Here is a 5269-nt window from a genome sequence, read left to right as displayed (position 1 = left end):
CCCATGGTCTGTAGCGGTTCTCTCTCGGGGTCCGGGGCGCGGCGGGGCTGCGCGGAGGGGAAAGCACACGGACCCGCAGGCGCGTGGCCTGCGGGTCCGTGGGGCCGGTCCTGGTTCAGGGGGCCGGCAAAGGCCTTACGCGGCGGCCTTGGGGGCGTTGACGTCGGCCGGCAGCGCCTTCTGCGCGACCTCGACCAGCGCGGCGAACGCGTTGGCGTCGTTGACGGCCAGCTCGGCGAGGATCTTGCGGTCCACCTCGATGTTGGCGGCCTTCAGACCCTGGATGAGGCGGTTGTACGTCATGCCGTTCTGGCGGGCAGCGGCGTTGATGCGCTGGATCCACAGCTGACGGAAGTCGCCCTTGCGCTTCTTGCGGTCGTTGTAGTTGTAGACCAGCGAGTGGGTGACCTGCTCCTTGGCCTTGCGGTACAGGCGCGAGCGCTGACCGCGGTAGCCGGAGGCCGCCTCGAGGATCGCCCGGCGCTTCTTGTGGGCGTTGACTGCCCGCTTGACGCGTGCCACTTGTTAACTCCTTGTAGCGGGGCCGTGGATGTCGTCACACGGCCCGAAATCGATGGGGTCCCGGTCCAGAGGTCTCGTCCCGCTCAGGTGCGAGCGGGACGACCTCACATGCCGAGAAGCTTCTTGATCTTCTTGGCGTCGGCCGGAGCCATCTCGGCGTTGCCGGTGAGGCGACGCGTCAGCTGGGACGACTTGTGCTCAAGCAGGTGGCGCTTGCCGGCGCGCTCACGGAGCACCTTGCCGGAGCCGGTGATCTTGAAGCGCTTCTTGGAACCGCTGTGGGTCTTGTTCTTCGGCATAGCGCCGTTATCTCCTCGTCAGTGGCGCTCCCGCCGGTCCGTTTCCGGACCGGCCCACGGGGGCGTCAGTTGTGTCGGTGTGAACCGGGGCGGGCTGCTCCGGCTCAGGCCTCGGCGTTGTCCTCGGAGGCGGCTTCCTCGACGGGAGCCGTCTCCTCGGGGCGCTGGCCCTGGCGCTCGGCCTTGCGGGCCGCCTGCGCCTCACGGGCTTCGGCCATCGCCTCGGTCTTCTTCTTGTGGGGACCGAGGACCATGATCATGTTGCGGCCGTCCTGCTTCGGGTTCGACTCGACGAACCCGAGCTCCTGGACGTCCTCCGCCAGGCGCTGCAGCAGTCGGTAGCCGAGCTCCGGCCGGGACTGCTCGCGACCACGGAACATGATCGTGATCTTGACCTTGTCGCCCTGCTTGAGGAACCGGACGACGTGACCCTTCTTGGTGTCGTAGTCGTGCGGGTCGATCTTCGGCCGGAGCTTCATTTCCTTGATGACCGTGTGCGCCTGGTTCTTGCGCGCCTCACGGGCCTTCATGGCCGATTCGTACTTGAACTTGCCGTAGTCCATGAGCTTGCAGACCGGCGGACGTGCCGACGCGGCGACCTCGACCAGGTCCAGGTCGTACTCCTGCGCGAGCTCGAGCGCCTTGGCAAGCGGGACAATCCCGACCTGCTCGCCGCTGGGACCGACAAGTCGCACCTCGGGAACGCGAATCCGGTCGTTGATGCGGGGCTCGGTGCTGATGGATCCTCCTCGGTTGCACCACACGACTGTCTCGGGGACAGTCGCTTGACGTCTGTTCGTCGGACCGATCCACACCCGAAACGCAAGAACGCCCCGGACGGGACACAGGCGGAAGCTCCGAGGAATACCGGAGCACCGCCACGTGTGACCGCGGGGCGCGTCTGACGAGGCTTTCCATCGTCCGTACGGAACGATGGATGCCACGTGACCGGTGACCCGCCGCCCCGGAGGGCGGTCAGGTGGGAGATCGGAGCCTCCACTTGTGGGCCGGGGACATACGTCTCCGGCCGGTCGTCACACAAGGTTAGCAGGCGGGCCCCGAGGAGGCGAATCGGGCGCACGCCGTAAGGTGAGGGTCATGACTGACGCGACACCCCCCACCGCCGGCGAGGCCGACGCGGCCCCCGACTACGACGCCTTGACCCGTGACATCGCGGACGTGCCCGCGGTCGAGGTGATCACCACGGTGGCCGTGCACCTGATGAGCGCCGCGGCGGTCAACCTGGGCCTGGACAAGCCGGACTCCGAGCACAAGGACCTGGACGAGGCCCGCAAGCTGATCAACGCCCTGGCGGGCCTGGTCACGGCGAGCGCCACCGAGATCAGCTCCTTCCACGCCGCGCCGCTGCGCGACGGCCTGAAGTCCCTCCAGCTCGCCTTCCGCGAGCTCTCCGTCGTCCCGGACGAGCCGGGCCAGGGGCCGGGCGAGAAGTTCACCGGTCCGGTCTTCGGCTAGGCCTGCCGCACCTGCCGTACCTCTCCTACCGCAGCGACTCCCACCGCACCGGCGAGGGCGTGTCCCGGGACCTGGTCCCGGGACACGCCCTCGCCGCGTCCGGTGCGCACGCGGTCAGCGGCTGAACAGCGGCTCCCCCGGCGCCGGGGCCCCGGCCGGCAGCAGGGCCAGGCTCAGGCCGCGGACCAGCCGGGCCCGCAGGGTCTCGTCGGCGGCCAGCGCCCGGGCCAGCCGGCCGGCGCCCTGGGCCGGCTCCGTCCCCTCGGCCAGCACGATCGCCAGGATGCCGTCGGCGTCGGCCCCGCCCGGGCCGAGGTAGGCGCGGACCACCGAGGCCTCGGCGGCGACCGCGCCCCGTACGGCCTCGCGGACGGCGGGGTCGGCCAGCGGGTCGGCGTCGGTGCGGCCCTCGGCCAGGGCCAGCAGGGCGGAGCCGGTCAGCGGATAGGTCACGGGCCCGGCCAGGTCGAGCAGCAGGGTGTCGGCCTTCTCGTGCGCGGCCGCCTGCAGGGCCTGGTGCAGCGGGACGGCCACCGGCCGGGCGGCGGGGTCCCAGCGGGCGAGCGTCTCGGTGGAGGTGAAGGCGGGCAGGGCCCGCCGGCCGCCGGCGACCAGCGTGGGCACGGCCATGTCGCTGGTCTTCTCCTGCTTCAGCCCGGTCTCGGGGTCGATCTCGACCTCGCCGAGCACCGCGACGACGGGGACCAGCAGCCGGGCCCCGGCCAGGGCCGCCAGCAGCTCCGGCTCGCGGGAGCGGTCCTCGGCCCACGCGGCGAGGGCCGCGCTCAGCCGGGGATCGGCGGAGCCGTCGTCGTCGGAGAAACCGGGGTCGGGAATGTTCTTGTTCGCCACAGTTACCCGACCCTATCCCGGGGCCGACGGCGCGCGAGGCCGGCGGCCAGCGCGAGCAGCGCCAGACCACAGCCGGCGGCGATCCGTACGGCCAGGGCGGAGGTCCGGCCGGAGCCGGGGGTCGGCTCCGGCCCGGGGCCGAAGTACGGCTGCGGGTAGGGCGCGGCCTCGGGCAGCGCGGGCTGCGGGCGCAGGCCCTCGGCGGCCCGGAGTGCGGCCACCGGGTCGACCAGCCCGTGGCCGCGGGCGTCGTCACGGCCGCCGGCCGGGGCGTCGGAGGCGGTGTCCGACAGCAGCTTCTTGATCTGGGCCGGGGACAGGTCGGGGTGGGCGGAGCGGACCAGGGCCACGGCGCCGGAGACGAAGGCCGCGGCGGCGCTGGTGCCCCAGCCCTCGTAGTAGGCGCGGTCGGGGTCGGCGATGACCACGTCGACGCCGGGGGCGCTGACGGTGGCGTACCAGCTCCGCGTGGAGAACGGTGCCTTGCGGCCGCGGCGGTCGACCGCCGTGACGGCGATGACGCCCGGGTACGAGGCCGGGTAGGAGGCATGGTCGCCGTTCTCGCCGCCGTTGCCCGCCGAGGCGACCACGACCACGCCCTTGCCCAGGGCGTACTGGACGGCCTCGTCCTCGGCGGCCTCGTGGTGGGCGGAGGCGCTGTCGTCGCCGAGCGACAGGTTGATCACGTCGGCGCCGTGGTCTGCGGCCCAGCGGATGCCCTCGGCGAGGGCCCCGCCCTTCGTCTCGCGGGCCTTGGCCCGGCCCGGGTCGCCCTCCTCCAGGATCACCCGGACCGGCAGGATCCGGGCGCCGGGCGCGATGCCGAGGACGCCCTGGCGGCGGTTGGTGCCATGGCCGTGTCCGGCGATGATGCCGGCCATGGCGGTGCCGTGGCGGGCCCAGTTGCGCTCGCCCCGGACGGCTCCGGTGCCGATGAGGTCGGCGCCGTCCAGCACCTGGCCGTCGAGGTCGGGGTGGGTGCCGTCGACCCCGGTGTCGAGGACGGCGACGGTGACACCCTCGCCGCGGGTGGTGCCCCAGGCCTCCTCGGCGCGCAGCGCGGTCAGGGCCCACTGGCGGTCGCGGATCACGTCGGCGGCGGCCGGGGGCGCGGCGACGACGGCGGTCACGGCGAGCAGGGCGGCGCCGGCCGTGGCGCGCGGCACGAGGCGGTTCATCGGGCGGGCTCCGGGCTGGACGGGACGGCCAGGGTGCGCAGGGCGCGTTCGACGCGGTCGGCGACGGCCTTGGTCTCGTGACCGAGGCCGGCCTGGGCCACGGCGCTGGTGTCGTCCTTCTTCAGGGCGTCCTCGGCCGGGCGCGGCCGGCCGGCCGGGCGGCCGTCGGCGAAGGCGGACACGGCGTAGACGACGACCGGGGCGTCGGTCAGGACCGAGACGGTCCAGGCGGCGCGGCGGTCGTCGGCGAAGCCGTAGCCCTGCGGGGCGGGGAGCCGGCCGCGCAGGGACGCCAGGGCGGGGGCGTCGGCGGGGGTGAAGACCATGCCGACGGTCACCAGGGAGCTGCGGGTGGCGTCCGTGTAGGTGGCGCGCAGCACCCGGGTGCAGCCGGTGGCGGCGAGCGGGGGCTGCCAGTCGCCCGGCAGCGCGGCGGGGCAGTCGGCGTCGGGGGCCACGGCGACCCGGGTCCAGGTCCGGTCGGCGCCGCCGGGGCCGGCCCCGTGCCCGTCGAGGACGGGAGGCAGGAGCCGGTCGACGGGCACGTTGTGCCACAGGCCCCCGGCCCGGCGGTAGACCTCGGCGGCGGAGGCCTCGCGCGCGGCGTCGCGCCGCTCGGCCCACTCCACGCTCCCGGCCCCGGCCAGCAGCACCACGCCGAGCACGGCGCACACCCAGGCCCCGGCCGCGGACCGTCGCGGCCCGGGCCGCCCGGCCAGGTCCCGCCCGTCCACGCTCAGCACACCGCCACCGTCCCCGCCGGAGCCGGGCGCCGGCTGCGCCACCGCAGGCGCCGCGTCCGGACCCGCTCCACCCGGCTCACCACCGCGCGCCGGCGCGACGTCCGCGCGCGGCTCGGCGCCCACCGCCGGGCGGGGCGCGGCCGCCGGGGGCGTGCGGGTCCCGGGCGGCTGGCTGGGGCGGCCGGGGTGCGGGCGGGGG

The 5269-nt window shown here is 74.4% G+C and carries 7 protein-coding genes; 1 reads left to right on the top strand and 6 read right to left on the bottom strand.

The annotated features are described in order from the left end of the window. Positions 1 to 135 precede the first annotated feature (135 nt). The 3 genes from rplT to infC form a co-directional block, all read right to left on the bottom strand. Positions 136 to 522 (bottom strand): 50S ribosomal protein L20, encoded by a 387-nt coding sequence (gene rplT, locus EF918_RS31915; protein ID WP_125652405.1) that lies wholly within the window; start codon positions 520 to 522, stop codon positions 136 to 138. 104 nt (positions 523 to 626) lie between these two features. Beyond that, positions 627 to 821 (bottom strand): 50S ribosomal protein L35, encoded by a 195-nt coding sequence (gene rpmI, locus EF918_RS31910; RefSeq protein ID WP_125652404.1) that lies wholly within the window; start codon positions 819 to 821, stop codon positions 627 to 629. Positions 822 to 925: 104 nt separating this feature from the next. Continuing rightward, on the bottom strand, positions 926 to 1585 hold the full coding sequence (gene infC, locus EF918_RS31905; protein WP_125652403.1) for a translation initiation factor IF-3: 660 nt from the start codon (positions 1583 to 1585) through the stop codon (positions 926 to 928). Between the two features lie 334 nt (positions 1586 to 1919). On the opposite strand from infC, the gene EF918_RS31895 reads away from it, so the two are divergent. Next, a complete protein-coding gene (locus EF918_RS31895) occupies positions 1920 to 2297 on the top strand; it encodes a DUF1844 domain-containing protein (protein ID WP_125652402.1) in 378 nt (125 codons plus the stop codon). A 114-nt stretch (positions 2298 to 2411) separates the two neighbouring features. Here the strand turns inward: EF918_RS31895 and EF918_RS31890 are convergent, their stop codons facing one another. The 3 genes from EF918_RS31890 to EF918_RS31880 form a co-directional block, all read right to left on the bottom strand. After that, positions 2412 to 3149 (bottom strand): SseB family protein, encoded by a 738-nt coding sequence (locus EF918_RS31890; RefSeq protein WP_125652401.1) that lies wholly within the window; start codon positions 3147 to 3149, stop codon positions 2412 to 2414. A 2-nt stretch (positions 3150 to 3151) separates the two neighbouring features. Further along, a complete protein-coding gene (gene mycP, locus EF918_RS31885) occupies positions 3152 to 4327 on the bottom strand; it encodes a type VII secretion-associated serine protease mycosin (protein WP_125652400.1) in 1176 nt (391 codons plus the stop codon). After that, positions 4324 to 5269: hypothetical protein (locus EF918_RS31880; RefSeq protein ID WP_312847883.1), on the bottom strand; the 946-nt coding region annotated here is incomplete at its 5' end. The genes EF918_RS31880 and mycP, both read right to left, overlap by 4 nt.

This window comes from Streptomyces sp. WAC06614, from assembly GCF_003949795.1.
Lineage (GTDB): Bacteria > Actinomycetota > Actinomycetes > Streptomycetales > Streptomycetaceae > Streptomyces.
This window is presented reverse-complemented; position numbering and strand designations above follow the sequence as displayed.

Coding starts and splice junctions, on each gene's coding strand:
- EF918_RS31895 (WP_125652402.1), top strand. CDS start 1,920: ATGACTGACGCGACACCCCCCACCGCCGGCGAGGCCGACGCGGCCCCC.
- mycP (WP_125652400.1), bottom strand. CDS start 4,327: ATGAACCGCCTCGTGCCGCGCGCCACGGCCGGCGCCGCCCTGCTCGCC.
- rpmI (WP_125652404.1), bottom strand. CDS start 821: ATGCCGAAGAACAAGACCCACAGCGGTTCCAAGAAGCGCTTCAAGATC.